The sequence below is a fragment of the Streptomyces griseoloalbus genome, from assembly GCA_014650015.1.
GTDB lineage: Bacteria > Actinomycetota > Actinomycetes > Streptomycetales > Streptomycetaceae > Streptomyces > Streptomyces griseoloalbus.
In genome coordinates, this window is record BMUD01000014.1 from 69,983 (window position 1) to 86,532 (window position 16,550).

The following is a 16,550-nucleotide window of genomic DNA, read 5'->3' on the forward strand; positions in this document are numbered from 1 at the left end:
CTGGAGTCGGACGTCCGCTCCGGTACCTTGTGTGGGATGCGAGTCGTTGGGAGCACGCACCGCGGCGGAGTCGCCCCCGAGGCGACTCCGTCACGCTGGTGCCTGCGGCCACTCGCCGTGTGGCCAGGCGAAACGCCGCCGACTGTTCGACTTCCCGCGGCGGGCGTCGCACAGTATGCCGCACATGCACTCCTTCGCGCTGGAATATGCCCGAAGCGCTTGTTGGCGTGACTGTACGTCAACCATGCTGTTTCACAAGGGATTCACGTTCCGTGACTCCTGTCCCGGCCGTTGTTCTGGCCATGCAGCTAGTGGCTACGATCGTGGCCCTCGTGAGGCGCGAGCCTAAGTGTCCGCCGGTTCGGATGGTGTGAGCGGTGCAGGTGCTTCAAGTGCAGCTGGAGATCCGGCCCGACCCCGCTGAGGTGGGACGGGCCCGGCGGTGGGCCCGCTCGCGTCTGGCCGTGTCCGGCATAGAGGCCGACGAACCACTCGCCGAGACGCTGATCCTGCTCGTCTCGGAGCTCGTCACCAACGCCGTGGTGCACACCGGCCGTCCTGCCGTGCTGAGGCTGTCCCTGCCGGGCACGGAGGCGGCCGGTGAGGTCACCGTCCGCCTGGAGGTGTCCGACCGCAGCGACCGGGCGCCGGTGCCGCGCTGCGTGGACGGAGAGGCGACCGGGGGGCGCGGGCTCGCCCTCGTGGACGGACTGGCCGACCGCTGGGGCTGGAGCTCGGAGGGTGCCGGCAAGCGCATCTGGTGCGAACTGGACCGCTGCGCGCGGACATCCGGGGCCGCACAGGCCTGCGGCGGCGGCACGGCGGCGTACGGCGGGCTGACCTACGAAGCGGTGTGACGCGGGGCTGCGCGTGTCCGCGTGTGCGCGGATGCGGGTCGGTCGTGGTCGACCGCGCGGCTGCCCGCGCCCTGTGGTCGACCGCGCGGCTGCCCGCGCCCTGCAGGTGCAGGGGGTGCACGGTCGGCCGGCCGTGCCGGCCGCACGTGAGTCCATGCGCCGGGTGTGCTTCCGTGCGCGGTGCCGACGAACAGGGCGTATGCCGCATCCCTCTCCATCTCACCCAAATCAGTGTTGACCCACCGTGATGGTTTGGTCACGCTGTTCGTCAGCGATTCGCCGCGAGGGGACGGCGAGGGCTCGGCGACCGGAGTCCTCGACGAGTGTGGGTCGTGATTCGGCGTTGGTTCCCTCGGGGTCGAGGGGAACCCGGGCGGGAGCGCCGAAGCCGGAAAGGCGGTGCGGCGCTGCCGTGCTCGGGGCGGACGGCGCCGCACCGCAGTCGACGGCGGGAGCGTGTGACGCCCCGCTCGTCCACAGCCTGTGGACAACTCTGCGCGTGCTTCGGCGGGCCATGAGGTCCGCCGTGCCGCTCATGTCCCGGCCGTCGCGGGAGCGCCGGTCCGCTGCCGCCCGCCGGCCCGGAAGGTCCGCCGGTACGCCGTCGGCGTCACCCCCAGCGCCGCCTGAAGGTGCTGCCGCATCGACTGGGCCGTGCCGAAGCCGGCGTCGCGGGCCACCTGGTCCACCGACAGATCGGTGGACTCCAGCAGATGCCGGGCCCGCTCCACCCGCTGCTGCGTCAGCCACTGCCCCGGGCTGACACCGGCCTCCTCCCGGAAACGGCGTGTGAAGGTGCGTACCGACATCGCCTCCCGCGCGGCCATGTCGCGCAGCTGGATCGGCTCGTGCAGCCGGCCCAGCGCCCACGCGCGGGCACCGCTCGTGGACGCCTGCTGCGGATCGGGCACCGGTCGCCGGATGTACTGGGCCTGCCCGCCGTCGCGGTGCGGCGGTACGACCGTGCGCCGGGCCACGTCGTTGGCGACGACGGCACCGTGGTCGCGCCGCACGATGTGCAGGCACAGGTCGATACCGGCCGCGACGCCCGCGGAGGTCAGGATGTCGCCGTCGTCGACGAACAGCACGTCCGGGTCGACCTCGACACGGGGGAAGAGCCGCTGGAGGCGCTCGGAGTCGGCCCAGTGGGTGGTGGCCGGGCGGCCGTCGAGGTAACCGGCGGCGGCGAGGACGTACACGCCGGTGCAGATGGAGGCGAGCCGGGTGCCGGGGCGGATGAGGGCGAGGGCGGCGGCCAGGTCGTCGGTCAGCTCGCCCCGCTCGTACACCGGGCCGAGCTCGTAGGAGGCGGGGACGATCACCGTGTCGGCGGTGGCGAGGGCCTCCGGGCCGTGGGCGACGTGGACGGCGAAGTCGGCGTCGGTCTCGACCGGGCCGGGCGGCCGGACCGAGCAGGTGATCACCTCGTACAGGTGCCGCCCCCGCCCGTCCCTCGGCCGGCCGAAGATGCGATGCGGGATGCCCAGCTCGAAGGGGAGCAGCCCGTCCAGGGCGAGGACGACGACGCGGTGGGGCCGCGGGCCGGCGGACGAAGGGGTGGGCTCGACCGGATCCATAGCCCGATCCTAGCGAATGCTGTCCTTCCGGCCACTCGATGCGGCGTGCTCGGCACCGGAAGCTCTAGGACGTGACCCGGACAACCGAGACCGCCGCCGCCCCGGAGCCGCCCGCGGGCGGCCGCACGCCGACCCGCACCCGCGTCCACCGCGCGTGGTTCGTCGCCGCCGTCACGTTCGTGACGATCATCGGCGCCGCCGCCTTCCGTTCCGTACCGGGCCTGTTCATCGACCCGTTGAACGACGAGTTCGGCTGGTCGCGCGGCACCGTCGGCGCGGCGGTCTCCGTGAACCTCGCGCTGTACGGCCTCACCGCACCCTTCGCCGCGGCGCTGATGGACCGCTACGGCATCCGGCGGGTGGTCGCCGTCGCCCTCACCGTGATCGCGCTCGGCTCGGGCCTGACGGTGTGGATGACCGCGGCCTGGCAGCTGATGCTGTGCTGGGGCCTGCTGGTGGGCCTCGGTTCCGGCTCCATGGCACTGGCCTTCGCCGCGACCGTCACCAACCGCTGGTTCGCCGAGCGGCGCGGCCTGGTCAGCGGCATCCTCACCGCCGCGTCCGCCTCCGGACAGCTGATCTTCCTGCCCGTGCTGTCCTGGATCGTCGACACGTACGACTGGCGTCCGGCGGCCGTCACCGTGGCGCTCGCCGCCCTCGCGGTGGTCCCGTTCGTCTGGCTGCTGCTGCACGACCACCCGGCCGACGTGGGCCAGAAGCCGTACGGCGCGAAGGAGTTCGTGCCCAAGCCCGCGCCCGTCCCCGGCGCCGCCCGGCGCGCGCTCGAGGTCCTGTCCTCGGCGGTGCGCACCGGCCCCTTCTGGCTGCTCGCCGGGACCTTCGCGATCTGCGGTGCCTCGACCAACGGCCTGATCCAGACCCACTTCGTGCCCGCGTCCCACGACCACGGCATGCCGATCACGACCGCCGCCTCCCTGCTGGCCGTCATCGGCGTCTTCGACGTCGTCGGCACGGTGGCCTCCGGCTGGTTCACCGACCGCTTCGACTCCCGCCGCCTGCTCGCCGTCTACTACGCCCTGCGCGGTGTCTCGCTGCTCTTCCTGCCCATCCTGCTGGCGCCGGGCGTCCACCCGCCGATGCTCTTCTTCATCGTCTTCTACGGCCTCGACTGGGTCGCGACCGTGCCGCCCACCCTCGCCCTGTGCCGCGAGCACTACGGCGACGACAGCCCGATCGTCTTCGGCTGGGTCCTCGCCTCCCATCAGGTGGGCGCCGCCGTCGTCGCCTTCCTCGGCGGCGTCGCGCGGGACACCTTCGGCTCCTACGACGTGGTCTGGTACGCCTCGGGAGCGCTGTGCGCGGCGGCGGCGCTGATGGCGCTGGTGATCCGCCGCCGGCCGGCCGCGCGGGTTCTCGCGACCGCCTGACCGCCGGCCGCGTGACACGCCCCCTCGGGGAGTACCGCGATCACCCCGCGCGTACGCTGCGCGCATGGGACGGGGGGAGGGCGGCCGGCGGAGCGATCTGCACACGGCCGCGGCGCTGGGCGCGGGGCAGCTGCCCGCGGCCGGTCTGCTGTGGTGGATCATCGCCGACAGCGGCACCGACGACTACGGCGCCGGATACGGCGGAGCGTTCGGGCTGCTCTGTGTGCTCCTCTTCGCCCCGCTCGTACTGCCCTGCCTCGGCCTGCTGCACGCGGTCCTGCACCCGCTGCCGGCCCTGGCCCTCGCCCGCCGCGCCGCCCGGCACGTCCGGGGGCCCGAGTGGGCGCGGCACCTCGGGGGCGTGGTGCTGCTCGGGACGGCCTGGGCGGCACCGGTCACCCTGCTGTGGGGCGGGTCGTTCCCGGCCACGGCCCTGGCGCTGTCCCTCCTGGGCGTGCTGCCCGTGCTCGGCATCGCCTCCGGGCGCGGGCGGACCCGGCGCACGGGGCGGGCGTGGGGGACCTGGGGCATCTGGCTGGGCGCGGCGCCGGTCTCCGCCGCCCTGTTCGTGGCGGCCTTCCTCGGTGCCCTGCTGGCCTCCTTCACCGGAGTGCTCGCCGAGTACGAGCCGCCGAAGCTGTCCGCCGGGCAACTCGCCGGGGTCTGGCGCGGGGACGACGGCGCGGTCCTGCGGCTGCTGCCCGGCGGCCGGGCGGAGAGCACCGCACTGCCGGCCCGGGGCGCGTTCGACGATGCGCCGGACGCGGAGGACTTCGTGGTCTGTGAGGGGTCCGGCACCTGGAGTCCCGACACGCCGGATCGCGCGGGGGAGCGGGACGGCGTCCTCCTGAGCCTCGACGGGGACTGCGGCCGGGAGACGGTGTGGACGATCGGCGGTACGGCCGACGATCCCGAACTGTTCGTGCTGTTCGGCGACCCGGACGCCGGTGACCTGCGCGTCCTGACGCGGAGCTGACGGGCCGTCACCGCTCCGTCGTAGGCGCCGCGCACGGCCGTCACCCGGGCAGCCGGGAGACTCCCCCCGTCCCCGAGCGGGACACCGCTCGGGCGATGCGCCGGGCGTCGAGGGCGAGTTCGCGCAGGTTGCCGCTGATCGGGGTGGTGAAGCCGGTGAAGTAGAGGCCGGGGGCGTTGTCCGGGGTGCGGGCGCCGTGGACGACCGGTCGGCCGCGGTCGTCGAGGACGCCGAGGCCGCCGACCAGGCCCTCCAGGCCGCGGACGTAGCCGGTGGCCGCGATGACCGCGTCCGGGCGGACGCGCTCGCCGTCGGCCAGGACGACCGCGCCGTCCTCGAACCCCTCCACCGCGGCCACGATCTCCACCGCCCCCGTGCGTACGGCGTCGATGAGGCCGACGTCCTGCACGGGGATGGCCCCCTCCTTCACCCGGCTGTAGAGACCGGTGCCGGGAAGGGGGAGGCCCTGGGCCGACAGGTCCGGCAGTGCCACCCTCGCCTGGGCCCGGGACAGCCGGTCGACGAGGCCGGCCGGCAGGCGGCGCACCAGGAGGCCCGAGTACTGCGCGGGCCAGCCCGCGGTCGAGCGGCGCACGATGTGCGGAGGGGTGCGCACCGCCAGCCGCACCCGGGAGGCGCCCCCCTCCACCAGGTCCACGGCTATCTCGGCCCCCGTGTTGCCGACGCCCACGACGAGCACGTCCCGGCCGGCGAAGGGCTTCGCGTTGCGGTAGGCGCAGGCGTGCAGGAACTCGCCGGTGTACGCGTCCCGGCCGGGCCAGTCGGGGATGCGGGGCGTGTGGTTGAAGCCGGTGGCGACGACGACCGCGGCGCCGGTCAGTTCGCGGCCCCCGGTGGCGTGCAGCAGCCAGCCGGTGCCGTCGGGGGCGCGCTCGACCCGGGAGACCTCGACCCCGGTGACGATCTCCAGGCGGTGGTGCTCGGCGTACTTCTCCAGGTACCGGACCACGTCGTCCCGGGCCACCCACCGCCCGAACCGGCGCGGCATCGGCAGACCGGGCAGGGCGGACAGCCGCCGGGTGGTGTGCAGGCGCAGCCGGTCGTAGTGGCGCCGCCACGAGTCCCCCACACGGTCCGACCGCTCCAGGACCACGGCCCGTATCCCCCGGGCGCGCAGGGCGTACGCGACGGCGAGTCCGCCCGGCCCGCCGCCGATGACGTAGACGGGGCGCTCTGCCCGGTGGGGCGCGGTGGGCTGCGCGGAGGTGGTGGAGTCGGCCATGAGCGCGAGCGTAATCCCGCACCTGGTTGATGGGTCTCGGTCAAGACCGGAATTGATTGCGGATTGATCACGTGTGTAGGGATCGCGGGTTTGAATGTCCCCATGTCCTCCTCAGGCGAGCGCAATCGGATGTCCCCTCCAGGCGAGCGCAATCGGATGTCCCCTCCAGTCGAGCGCGACCGGATGTCCTCCCCGGGCGAGCGCGGCCGGCCCGGGCCCCTCCCCGAACTCCGCGGTCACGGTCTGCGCCTGCGCCCCTGGGACCCCGAGTCCCGGGCCGACGTGGAGGTGTGGCTGCGCGGCCTCACGGACCCGGAGTTCCGGCGCTGGAACACTCCGTTCCGGCCGATCACGGATACGGACAGCGCCCGGGAGTCGCTGCGCCGATGCGCACGGTACGACGCGGACGGCACGGGGGCGTCCTTCCGGATCGCCGACGCCGGCAGCGGTACGGCGCTCGGGCACATCGGCGTCAACGACATGCACCCCGTGCTGCTGCGCGGCACGGTCGGCTACTGGGTGCTCCCCGAGGCGCGCGGCCGGGGGGTCGCCGGACGGGCGCTGCTGCTCGCCGCGCACTGGGCCCTGACCGAACGCGGCCTGCACCGGCTGGAGCTGAACCACGCCCTGGGGCACGAGGCGTCCTGCCGGGTCGCCGAGCGGTGCGGGTTCCGCCACGAGGGGACCATGCGCGGGGCGATCTTCGAGGCCGGCCGCCACGACGCCTTCCGCGACGCCCATCTGCACGCCCGCCTCGCGACCGACCCGGAGCCCGGCCCCGGCACGGTCACGGCCACAGCAGCTCCCTGACCCACCCCCGCGCCTCGCGGCGGTAGCGCAGCCGGACGTGCCGCCGCCGGGCGTCGCCCTGGAAGAACTCCACCTCGTCCGGGAGCAGCCGGTACAGGGTCCAGGACGGCGCCGGGGCGTCCGGCTCCCGCCGCGCCCGTTCCCAGGCTTCCTCCGAGGCCCGGGCCAGCTCCTCCACCGAGCCGAGGACGGCGCTCTGCCTGCCGGTCAGCGCGGCGGCCAGCGCCCCGGTGGAGCGGACCCGCAGATCCGCCCGCGCCTCCTCGGCCGGTGCGGCACCGACGGGTCCGCGCACCCGCACCTGGCGGCCCAGCACCGGCCAGTAGAAGGCCAGCGCGGCATACGGGCGGTCGGCGAGCTGGCCGCCCTTGCGGCTGTGCGCGTGGGTCGCGAAGGACCAGCCGTCGGCGTCCGCGCCGTGCAGCATCACGATCCGCGCGTCCGGCAGCCCTCCGGCGTCCGCGGTGGCCAGGGACATGGTGTGCGGCTCGGGCTGCCCGGCCGCCACCGCCTCGGCGAACCACCGCGTGAACAGCGCCAGCGGCTCGGCGGGTGCCGCGTCCGGGTCGAGCGGGGGCAGGTCGGTGACCGCCGGGTCCCACACCCGCAGGGACCTCAGCAGCTCGTGGAGATCGGGTTCCATGTCCCGATTGTCGGGCGTGCGGCACGCTCACGCCGACCCGAGGTCCGACGGCACCCACCGCTCGGGCGGCATGCGCACGATGACCTGCCCGCCGTGGTCACCTCCTGCGAGTCGGCGCGCGGGGCTCACCCCGTGCCGGCGCACCACGCGACGGGCGGCGGCCCACCGGAGTGAACCGCCGCCCGCATGACAGGACTTGGATGGAGGAGGACCGCCGAAGAGGGTGCGCCGCCGGGCGGTTACCTGGACGGCTTCCTGCCGGTGACTCCCAGGTGCACCAACAGCGCCAGGTTGGGTTTGAGTTCGGCCTGCTTCACGCCCCAGGAGGAGACGGCCTTCTGGTGCGAGGCCACGGCCGCGAGCATGGCGACCAGCGAACCGGCGATCGCCGCCGGGTTCACGTCCTTGTCGACCCGCCCCTTGGACTGCAACTCGGCCACGGACTCCGCCAGCGAGTTGTTCACGGAGTTCAGGATCTTCGTACGGAGCTTGGAGAAACGTTTATCGCCCTCGGCCGCACCGAGATCCACGACGCGCAGGATGGCGTCGTTCTTCCGCCAGAACTCCAGGAAGCCGTCCACGAGTTGCTGCGCCGTCTGCCAGCCGGCCTTGCCGGCCCAGGAGCGGCCCTCCAGCAGCTCGGTCAACCCGGCGCCCTCCGCGGCCATTTGCTCGGCGATCTCCAGAACGGCGCCCTCGACGTCCGGGAAGTACTGGTAGAACGTGGCCGGCGAAGTCCCGGCGCGGCGGGCGACATCGATGACTTTGACATCCCGGTAGGGGGACGAGCTGAGCATCTCGCTGAGGCAGTCGAGCAGCTTCTGCCGGGTCGCCTGCCCACGCCGGCCGGCCACGCGGCCGTCGACGGTACGCACTTGTCCTGTCATGACGTCAGCTTACCGACGGGTGATCGGAGCGCGATTCGGCCGACTGCAAATGGGGTGTGGGGGTTCCCGGAGGCTGGTGTGCCTGGTCTGCGGGGTGCGGGCGACGAGGTTACTTTGGCGGCATGGCCGAAAACAGGGCATCGGATTACCCGGAGGGCACCCCCTGCTGGGTGGACGCGCAGCTTCCCGACGTGGCGGCGGGCAGGCGGTTCTACGGTGAGCTCTTCGGATGGACCTTCGAGGACCAGCCCCAGGGAACCGTCCGCGCGCTGAAGGACGGAGAGCCCGTCGCCTCCCTCGCGCGCAAGACGGACGGCCGGCTGCCCACCGTGTGGACGGTGTCCTTCGCCACCCCCGATGCCGAGGCGCTGTGCCGGCGGATCCGCGTGGGCGGCGGACAGATCGTCTCGCCGCCGGCGCGGTTCGGCGACCTGGGCGTCACCGCGCTCGTCACCGACCGCGAGGGCGCCGTGTTCGCCCTCTGGCAGGCCGGGGAGAGCCGCGGCTTCGGCCGCCGGCACGAGCCGGGCACCTTCGCCTGGGTCCAGCTGTACACCCGGGACACCGAGACGGCCGACACCTTCTACGGCGGCCTCTTCCACGACGCCCTGTTCGGTCCGGACGCCGACCCCGACTTCGGCCGCGCACCGGTCTCGGACGTCTTCCCCGCCGAGATGCCGCCGCACTTCCTCGTCCACTTCGCCGTCGAGGACCCCGAGGCGGGCATGCGGGAGGCGGCCCGGCTCGGCGGCCGGGTCCAGGTTCCGCCCTTCGAGACGTCCTACGGCGCCGCGGCCGTGGTCACCGACAATCAGGGGGCGTCCTTCGCCCTGCTGCACCGCTGAACCGCCCACCGAGCCGTCCATGGACCCACCCGTCCGCCCATGGTGTCGTATGTAAACCTGGACACCCTATTTGTCGGCCGGTTCGCAACCGGGCGCCCGGACAGGAAGAATCGGGGTGCGTGGCGCCGCGGCGGTGCGGTGGTGAGACGCTGCACTTCGGTCGCGTGCACAGGTGGTGGCGCGACTCGTACGGGGAGGTGGCAGGCAAGTGGTGGATCAGCTGACGCAGCACGATCCGCGGCGTATCGGGCCGTTCGAGGTGCTGGGACGGCTGGGAGCCGGCGGCATGGGGCTGGTCTATCTCGCGCGCTCGGCGTCCGGACGGCGTGTGGCGATCAAGACCGTCCGGACCGAACTGGCCGAGGACCAGCTCTTCCGCGTCCGCTTCACGCGCGAGGTGGAGGCGGCCCGCGCGGTCTCCGGCTTCTACACGGCGGCCGTCGTGGACGCCGATCCGCGCGCGGCCGTGCCGTGGCTGGCCACCGCGTACGTGCCCGCGCCCTCCCTCGAGGAGATAGTGAACGAGTGCGGGCCGCTCCCGGCCCAGGCGGTGCGCTGGCTCGCGGCGGGCGTCGCGGAGGCGCTGCAGTCGATCCACGGCGCCGGGCTGGTCCACCGCGACCTGAAACCCTCCAACGTCCTCGTCGTCGAGGACGGCCCCCGGGTGATCGACTTCGGTATCGCCTCCGGTGTGTCGAACACGCGTTTGACGATGACCAACGTCGCCGTCGGCACCCCCGCCTACATGTCCCCGGAGCAGGCCAAGGACTCCCGCAGCGTCACCGGCGCGAGTGATGTGTTCTCGCTGGGCTCGATGCTGGTCTTCGCCGCCACGGGGCACCCGCCCTTCCACGGCGCCAACCCCGTCGAGACCGTCTTCATGCTGCTGCGCGAGGGCCCCGACCTCGACGGCCTCCCGGACGAGCTGCGTCCGCTCATCGAGGCCTGCATGCAGATGGAGGCGACGGCCCGGCCCAACCCCGCCGACCTCCAGGCCCAGCTCGCCCCGCACCTCTTCGGCTCCGGATCCGACGACAGCGGTACGGCCTCGGCCTGGCTGCCCGAGCGGGCGGTGAGCCTGATCGAGGCGCGCCGGGGCGGCCGGCCGGCCCCCAGGCCCGCCGGAGCGGGCCGCAGCGCCGGCGGCGCCCGTCCCCCCGTGCCTCCGCCGCCGCCGCACGACCCCGTCGTCCCGCCGCCGCCCCCGTCCATGCCCGCACCCGTGGGCGCGGGCGTGGGCGCCCCCGCGGGCACCCCCGACACCGGTCCGGTACGCCTGGCGGGTGCGGCGGTGCCCATCGGGCCCGGCCCGCGCGTCGCCGACACGCGCGCGGCCGCCGTCAAGGCACCCCCGCCGGCGGCCGCCCTGGCCGCCACCTGGTCCAAGCCGCGCCCCGGCGTCAACGGCGCCGACCCGGCCGTACCGGCGCCGGCCGCGCCCACCGTGCCGCCGGAGCAGCCCGGGGGCTGGCGCCCGTGGCGTTTCCGCATGTCCAACGACGTCTGGGGCACCCCGTCCGTCGACGGCGACCTGGTCTACGTCACCTCCTTCGAGGTGCACGCCCTGGACGTCGCCACCGGCCGGCGCCGCTTCAAGACCCGGGACGTCGCCTGGTCGATGGCGGTCGCCGACGGCCGTATCCACGCCTCCGACGGCCCCACCCTGTTCGCCCTGGACGCCCGTGAGGGCGGCGACCTGTGGCGGCTGTCCACGGACGCCTGGGTGTACGCCCTCAAGGCCGACCGCGGCACCGTCGTCACCGGTACGCGCGGGGGCGGCGTCCAGGCGTGGGAGGCGTCCACCGGGCAGAAGCTGTGGGAGGTCACCGGCTGCCAGACCGACTTCGAGTCCCCGGAGGCGGGCCCGGCCGTCCACGACGGCACCGTCTACGTGTGGCAGGACGCCCGCCTGCGCGCCCTGGACGCGCGCACCGGCGACGAGCGCTGGTCGTACCCCATCGGCGACGCGGCCTCCTGCGGCGGCGTCCCGGTCCGCCTCACCCACGCCCCCGACGGCCACGTCTACGTCTGTGCCGGCACCCGCGTCCTCGCGCTGGACATCGCCGGCGGCCATGTGCGCTGGCACTTCGAGGCGCCGGCGGTCTTCCTCGCCCCGCCCGCCTTCGTCCCCGGCCCGGCCGTCACCGGCGGCGGCATCTACCTCGCCGACTACCTCGGCACGGTCTACGCCCTCGACGCCACCGACGGCCGCGACCGCTGGCGCATCGCCACCGAGTCCCGCGCCTCCATCGAGCCGGTCCTGGTCGCCGCCGGCCATGTCCACGTGGGCAGCGGCAAGGGCCTGTACACCCTGGACGCGGTCACCGGCACGCCCAAGTGGCGCTTCCAGTCGGGCGGCGACATCGTGGGCGCTCCCACGGTCGCCGAGGGCCGCATCCACTTCGGCTCCAGCGACCACCTGCTGTACACCCTGAAGGCCGACGACGGCCGCCTGCGCTGGAAGCTGGCGACCGGCGGCGAGATCACCGGCTCCCCGGTGGTGCGGGACGGCGTGGTGTACGCGTGCAGCAAGGACCGCTGTGTGTACGCGCTGGACGCGGAGAAGGGGACGGGCACGGCGCGCACGAGCTAAGCACCCAGCACGCGTGTCACCAACGTCCCGGGACAGCACACCTGGGCGCGGTGCGGACGGCCGTCGTGCGGGACGGCCGTCGTGCCGGTGCGCGGAAGGGGTGCCGGACGGCGGCCGCCGCTGCGGGGAGCGGCTCGCTCGCCGCTCTCACCGCAGACGCTACGCCGGGTACGCGACGGTCGCCACGTAGTGACATGCTCGTGACACGAAGATCGCTAGGCTGTCGGGCATGATTCCTCGGGGGAACACACTCAGGCTCACAGCGGTCTCGGCACTCGTCGTCCTCACCCTCACCGGCTTCTCGACCGGCCGGGGCGGCAGCGGCGGCGGCGACGGGTCGGGCGGCGGCGGGTGCAGCAGCTCCGGCCAGAACCACGACTCGTCGAGTTCCGGAGGCTCGCACCACGATTACGACGACGACGACTACGACGACACGGGCAGCGGCGACGCCGGTGCGGACGCGTCGTCGCCCGATCTGGGCGCCACGGTGGAACTGGTGAGCTGCGCCTCGCAGACGGCCCCGTACGCGACCGTCGAGGTCAGCAACCCCAACACCGCCTCCGGCTCCTTCACCGTCACCGTGACCTTCGTGGACGCCTCCGGTACGGAGGTCACCGCCCCGGCGGAGGACGTCTTCGTGCCGGGCGGCGACACGGTGACGGCCCGGGTGGAGATCGGCGACAGCCAACTCGTCCCCCGGGTGGCCGACTGCGACCCGGACCCGTACGCTCCGCCCGCTGCCTGACCAAGGACCGCCGGAAGACCCGCGGACACACGTCGGCCGCGGCGGCTCCCCCTCCGCGCCGCCGCGGCCGATCCCCGTGTGAGAAGGACGGCTACTTGCCGCCGTCGAGGTCGAGGGCCGGCGGGGCCGGCATGCTGTTGTCCAGCGTGGTGATGGCCTCACCCTTGGCCGGTTCGCTCGGCATGCTGTTGTCCAGCGTCGCGGCGTCCCCGTCCGCCGGCGGCGTGGGCATGCTGTTGTCCTGCGTGGTGGCGTCCGCGTCCTTCTTCGTGTCGCTCATCGACTTGACTTCCTGTGGTCGTAACGAGTCGGTCGGGCCCGTCCGGTAGCTCCCCCGAGGGCTACCGGACGGGTGTTCGGAGCCGCACATCACCGGTCCGGCCCCGGTCGGACTGCCTGCCCCCCGACGCGACGGTCCGACTGGTTCGAGAGTGCCGGGTGCCGATAAACGAATGCTGAACGTCCGCGCGTGCCGCGTGCGCAGGCGGCTCCCTCACGCCGCCGTCGTGCCCTTCAGCAGGTTGCGGATCTCGCCGGCTTCGGCGACGCCGCACTGTTCGTACAGGTTGAGGGCCTCCTGCCAGCAGGCCTTGGCCCGGTCCGCCTGGCCGAGTTCGGACAGTGCCCGGCCCAGGAGGGCCACGACGTTCCCCCGCATCCTGTCCCCGCCGACGCAGCCCAGCGCAAGGGCCTGCTCGGCGTGTTGAGCGGCCTGCGCGGGGCGAGCGGCACCGAGATGCACCTCGGCCATCCGGAAGTGGGTGTTGCCCACCCAGAGTCGCTGGCGGTGCTCGGTGAAGATGCCCTGGGCGTCGACGAACTGGCTCAGGGCCTCGGCGTGACGGTTGGCCTTGGCCAGGGCCAGGCCGAGGGCGAAGTGGGCGCTGGCGCGCCGCATGGGCCTGCCCAGCTCCGAGTGGACGGCGAGACTGTGCCGAGCGATGGAGACGGCCGTGGAGACGTTGCCCAACCCCAGGTAGGCCCGGGAGAGATTGGCGAGCGTGACGGCCTCACCGAGCCGGTTGCCGGCGATGCGGTGTCCCTCGATCGCCTGGTTGAAGAAGGACTCGCCGTCGGCATAGCGACTTTGGTGCAGGCAGATGAGTCCCCGGTCGTTGGCGACCCAGCTGACCGCGGTCGCGTCCCGCACCGAGGCCGCCAGCTCCATGGCCCGGTGCGCCTGCTCCTCGGCCTGCTGGATACGGCCGTAGACCAGGAGGACGTTGGTGAGCGTGGTCCGCGCCCTTCCCTCCGCGCGGGCGTCGCCGGAGTCCCGCGCCGCAGCGCACATCGCCCGGGCCGTCGTCTCGTACTGGTGCGAGTTGGCCCCCGACTCGGTCAGATCCTTGGCCGCCCACAGAAGATCCACCGCCCGCCGCAGCCGATCGGTGCCCGCGGCCTGCTGCACGCAGGCCAGCAGGGGTGACGCTTCGCTGTACAGCCAGTCCAGAGCCGCGGACCCGTTGGCGAAGCGCAGCCCCGGATACTCGGTGAGTTCCAGGTCGTCCACCAACCGGTCCCCCGGCCGCTCGATCGCGTACACGCCCGCCGCCGTGGCCAGGTAGAAGTCCAGCACCCGCGACAGCGCCGCCTCCCGTTCGGCGGGCGGCTGTTCGTCGCGTTCGGCGCACGCACGCGCGTAGAGCCGCACCAAATCGTGGAGGCGGTAGCGGCCGGGGGCCGCCGACTCCAGCAGCGACGTGTCCACCAGGGACTCCAGCACGTCCTCGGTGTCCTCCGGCGGCAGGTCCAGCACCGCCGCCGCCGCAGCCACGGAGATGTCCGGGCCGTCCGCCAGTCCCAGCAGGCGGAACGCCCGGGCCTGGGCGGGCTCCAACTGTCCGTAGCCCAGCTCGAACGTCGCCTTGACCGCGAGGTCGCCCGCCTGGAGTTCGTCCAGACGACGGCGTTCGTCGGCCAGCTTGGCGGCCAGCACGGACACCGTCCACGTCCTGCGCGCCGCCAGTCTGGACGCCGCGATCCTGATCGCCAGCGGCAGGAAGCCGCAGGCCGCCACCACGTCCAGCGCGGCCTCGCGTTCCGAGCCCACCCGTTCCTCGCCGACGATCCTCGTGAACAGGGCCAGCGCCTCGTCCGGCGACATCACGTCCAGGTCGACCAGGTGGGCGCCGGCCAGGTCCACCATCCGGACCCGGGAGGTCACCAGCGCCGCGCAGCCCGCCGTCCCGGGCAGCAGGGGGCGTACCTGCGCCGCGTCGCGCGCGTTGTCCAGCAGCACCAGGACCCTGCGGCCGTCCAGCACGGAGCGGTACAGCGCCGCCCGTTCCTCCAGCGAGTCCGGGATCGCCGAGTCCGCCGTGCCCAGGGCGCGCAGGAAGGAGCCCAGGACCGTCTCCGGTTCCGCCGACCGGGCGCCGGCGCCCTGGAGGTCGACGTACAGCTGGCCGTCGGGGAAGGCGGTCCGTGCCTGGTGGGCCACGTGCACCGCGAGGGTCGTCTTGCCGACGCCGCCGATGCCGGCCAGCGCCGACACCGCCATCACCTGCCCCTCGGCGCCGGACGCCGACGCGAGTACCTCGCTCAGATCCCGTACGAAGGACACCCGGCCCGTGAAGTCCGGCACGGTCGCCGGGAGTTGCGCCGGGCGGACCTGGACCGCCACCGGTTCCGCCATCGGGGCGGAGGGCTCCGCCAGGCCCGGGTCGGCCCGCAGGATGCGCTGCTGGAGCTCCTGGAGTCCGGGGCGCGGGTCCACGCCCAGTTCGTCGGCGAGCAGACGGCGCGTGTCCGCGTACACCGCCAGCGCCTCCGCCTGGCGTCCGCTGCGGTACAGGGCCAGCATCAGCAGCTCGCGCAGGCGCTCCCGCAGGGGGTGCGCGGCCGTCAGCGCCGTCAGCTCCGAGACCGCCTCCGCGTGGCAGCCCTGCTCCAGGTCCATGTCCAGGCGGGTCTCCAGCAGTTGGAGCCGCCACTCCTCCAGGCGCACCCGCTGGGCCTCCGCGTACGGCCCCGGCACCCCGGCCAGCGTCTCGCCGTCCCACTGGGACAGCGCCCGGTTCAGCACGTCGCGCGCGTGACACAGGTCCCCGGTGTTCCGCGCCTTCTCCGCCTGTGCCGCCCGCTCCTGCGCGACCGCGAGATCCAGCGCCCCCTCGCCGAGCCCGCGCACCGCGTAGCCGCCGGACTCGCTGACCAGGACGCCGGGATCCAGCACCTTCCGCAGCCGCGAGGCGTACGTACGGACCGCCGCCAGCGCCTGGGACGGCGGCTCCTCGCCCCACAGCGCGTCGATCAGCTCGGCCGCCGTGGCCGTACGGCCCTCGCGCAGTAACAGGGCGGCGAGCAGCGCGCGTTGTTGCGGGCTGCCGGTGGCGACCGGTTCGGCGCCGCGCCAGGCACGCACCGGGCCGAGCACGCTGAAGCGCAGTGCCTCCGGCTCCGGCGAGGAGCCGGGACGCCGCTGCTCCGGTACCCGCGGCACACCGTCCATGCAGTCCCCCTATGCATCCTCAGCAACTAGGCCAGTTTGCCTTCTTCGGGCCGGACGCGTCAGCCGTGCGAGACGGCGATCACATGGGGCGCGACGGGCCGTCACCGAGCCCACACATCTTCGCCCTCAGCCGTCCAGATCCACCCGCACCGTCAGCAGCCCCGCCCCGAAGGCCCGCACGGCGGCGCTGTTGAAGCGGGGCAGGGCGCGCAGCCGGGCGTGGGGATCGTCGTCGGGCAGGAGACGGGCGGTGCCGGTGTGCCAGCGGCCCCGGATGCGCACCCGCACCCGGGGGTCCGCCTTGATGTTGCGGACGTACTGCGAGCGCTCGCCGAACTCCGACACCAGCCAGAAGGCATCCCCGACCCGCCGGCCGCCCACCGGGGTGGTCCGGGGCAGGCCCGAGACCCGGCCCCTGGTCTCCAGCAGGGTCTGGAACGGCAGCCGGCGCAGGAGGGGGTTCCCGATCCGGCGCTGGAAGGCGGTGGCGGCCCGGTACTTGCGTTCGGCGCGAGAGGTCATCGTGCGACGAGCC

Annotated in this window: 14 protein-coding genes; 7 read left to right on the top strand and 7 right to left on the bottom strand. The window is 73.8% G+C overall.

Annotated elements, in window-relative coordinates; genetic code table 11:
- Positions 1-392: 392 nt before the first annotated feature.
- Entirely contained in the window at positions 393-857 is a 465-nt protein-coding gene (locus IE178_RS21545; protein ID WP_184763990.1) for an ATP-binding protein, read from the top strand.
- 533 nt (positions 858-1,390) lie between these two features.
- Here IE178_RS21545 and IE178_RS21550 read toward each other — a convergent pair.
- Entirely contained in the window at positions 1,391-2,434 is a 1,044-nt protein-coding gene (locus tag IE178_RS21550) for a GlxA family transcriptional regulator (protein ID WP_193513436.1), read from the bottom strand.
- Positions 2,435-2,505: 71 nt separating this feature from the next.
- Here IE178_RS21550 and IE178_RS21555 point away from each other — a divergent pair, with 71 nt between their 5' ends.
- Entirely contained in the window at positions 2,506-3,822 is a 1,317-nt protein-coding gene (locus IE178_RS21555; RefSeq protein ID WP_193513437.1) for an MFS transporter, read from the top strand.
- A gap of 64 nt (positions 3,823-3,886) precedes the next feature.
- Entirely contained in the window at positions 3,887-4,798 is a 912-nt protein-coding gene (locus IE178_RS21560) for a hypothetical protein (RefSeq protein ID WP_193513438.1), read from the top strand.
- A gap of 40 nt (positions 4,799-4,838) precedes the next feature.
- Here the strand turns inward: IE178_RS21560 and IE178_RS21565 are convergent, their stop codons facing one another.
- A complete protein-coding gene (locus tag IE178_RS21565; RefSeq protein ID WP_193513439.1) occupies positions 4,839-6,041 on the bottom strand; it encodes a flavin-containing monooxygenase in 1,203 nt (400 codons plus the stop codon).
- Between the two features lie 156 nt (positions 6,042-6,197).
- Here IE178_RS21565 and IE178_RS21570 point away from each other — a divergent pair, with 156 nt between their 5' ends.
- The gene (locus tag IE178_RS21570; RefSeq protein WP_438874398.1) at positions 6,198-6,851 is read left to right on the top strand and encodes a GNAT family N-acetyltransferase; all 654 of its coding nucleotides are present in this window, start codon (positions 6,198-6,200) and stop codon (positions 6,849-6,851) included.
- Here IE178_RS21570 and IE178_RS21575 read toward each other — a convergent pair.
- Both IE178_RS21575 and IE178_RS21580 read right to left on the bottom strand, forming a co-directional pair.
- Positions 6,829-7,494, bottom strand: a complete 666-nt coding sequence (locus IE178_RS21575) for a pyridoxine/pyridoxamine 5'-phosphate oxidase (protein WP_193513440.1) — start codon at positions 7,492-7,494, stop codon at positions 6,829-6,831. The genes IE178_RS21570 and IE178_RS21575 overlap by 23 nt on opposite strands.
- Before the next feature lie 239 nt (positions 7,495-7,733).
- A complete protein-coding gene (locus IE178_RS21580; RefSeq protein ID WP_184763989.1) occupies positions 7,734-8,369 on the bottom strand; it encodes a TetR/AcrR family transcriptional regulator in 636 nt (211 codons plus the stop codon).
- Between the two features lie 134 nt (positions 8,370-8,503).
- Here IE178_RS21580 and kbpA point away from each other — a divergent pair, with 134 nt between their 5' ends.
- The 3 genes from kbpA to IE178_RS21595 all read left to right on the top strand — a co-directional run bounded on the left by kbpA (position 8,504) and on the right by IE178_RS21595 (position 12,564).
- A complete protein-coding gene (gene kbpA, locus IE178_RS21585; protein WP_193513441.1) occupies positions 8,504-9,226 on the top strand; it encodes an AfsK-binding protein KbpA in 723 nt (240 codons plus the stop codon).
- A 208-nt stretch (positions 9,227-9,434) separates the two neighbouring features.
- On the top strand, positions 9,435-11,819 hold the full coding sequence (gene afsK, locus IE178_RS21590) for a protein serine/threonine kinase AfsK (protein ID WP_184763805.1): 2,385 nt from the start codon (positions 9,435-9,437) through the stop codon (positions 11,817-11,819).
- A gap of 229 nt (positions 11,820-12,048) precedes the next feature.
- A complete protein-coding gene (locus IE178_RS21595) occupies positions 12,049-12,564 on the top strand; it encodes a hypothetical protein (RefSeq protein WP_193513442.1) in 516 nt (171 codons plus the stop codon).
- A 91-nt stretch (positions 12,565-12,655) separates the two neighbouring features.
- On the opposite strand, the gene afsS is transcribed toward IE178_RS21595, so the two are convergent.
- From afsS to IE178_RS21610, 3 genes are all read right to left on the bottom strand, one after another.
- Positions 12,656-12,844, bottom strand: a complete 189-nt coding sequence (afsS, locus tag IE178_RS21600) for a regulatory protein AfsS (protein WP_193513443.1) — start codon at positions 12,842-12,844, stop codon at positions 12,656-12,658.
- 213 nt (positions 12,845-13,057) lie between these two features.
- Entirely contained in the window at positions 13,058-16,015 is a 2,958-nt protein-coding gene (gene afsR / locus IE178_RS21605) for an SARP-family global regulator AfsR (RefSeq protein WP_193513444.1), read from the bottom strand.
- 126 nt (positions 16,016-16,141) lie between these two features.
- The gene (locus IE178_RS21610) at positions 16,142-16,537 is read right to left on the bottom strand and encodes a nitroreductase family deazaflavin-dependent oxidoreductase (RefSeq protein WP_193513445.1); all 396 of its coding nucleotides are present in this window, start codon (positions 16,535-16,537) and stop codon (positions 16,142-16,144) included.
- Positions 16,538-16,550: the final 13 nt, after the last annotated feature.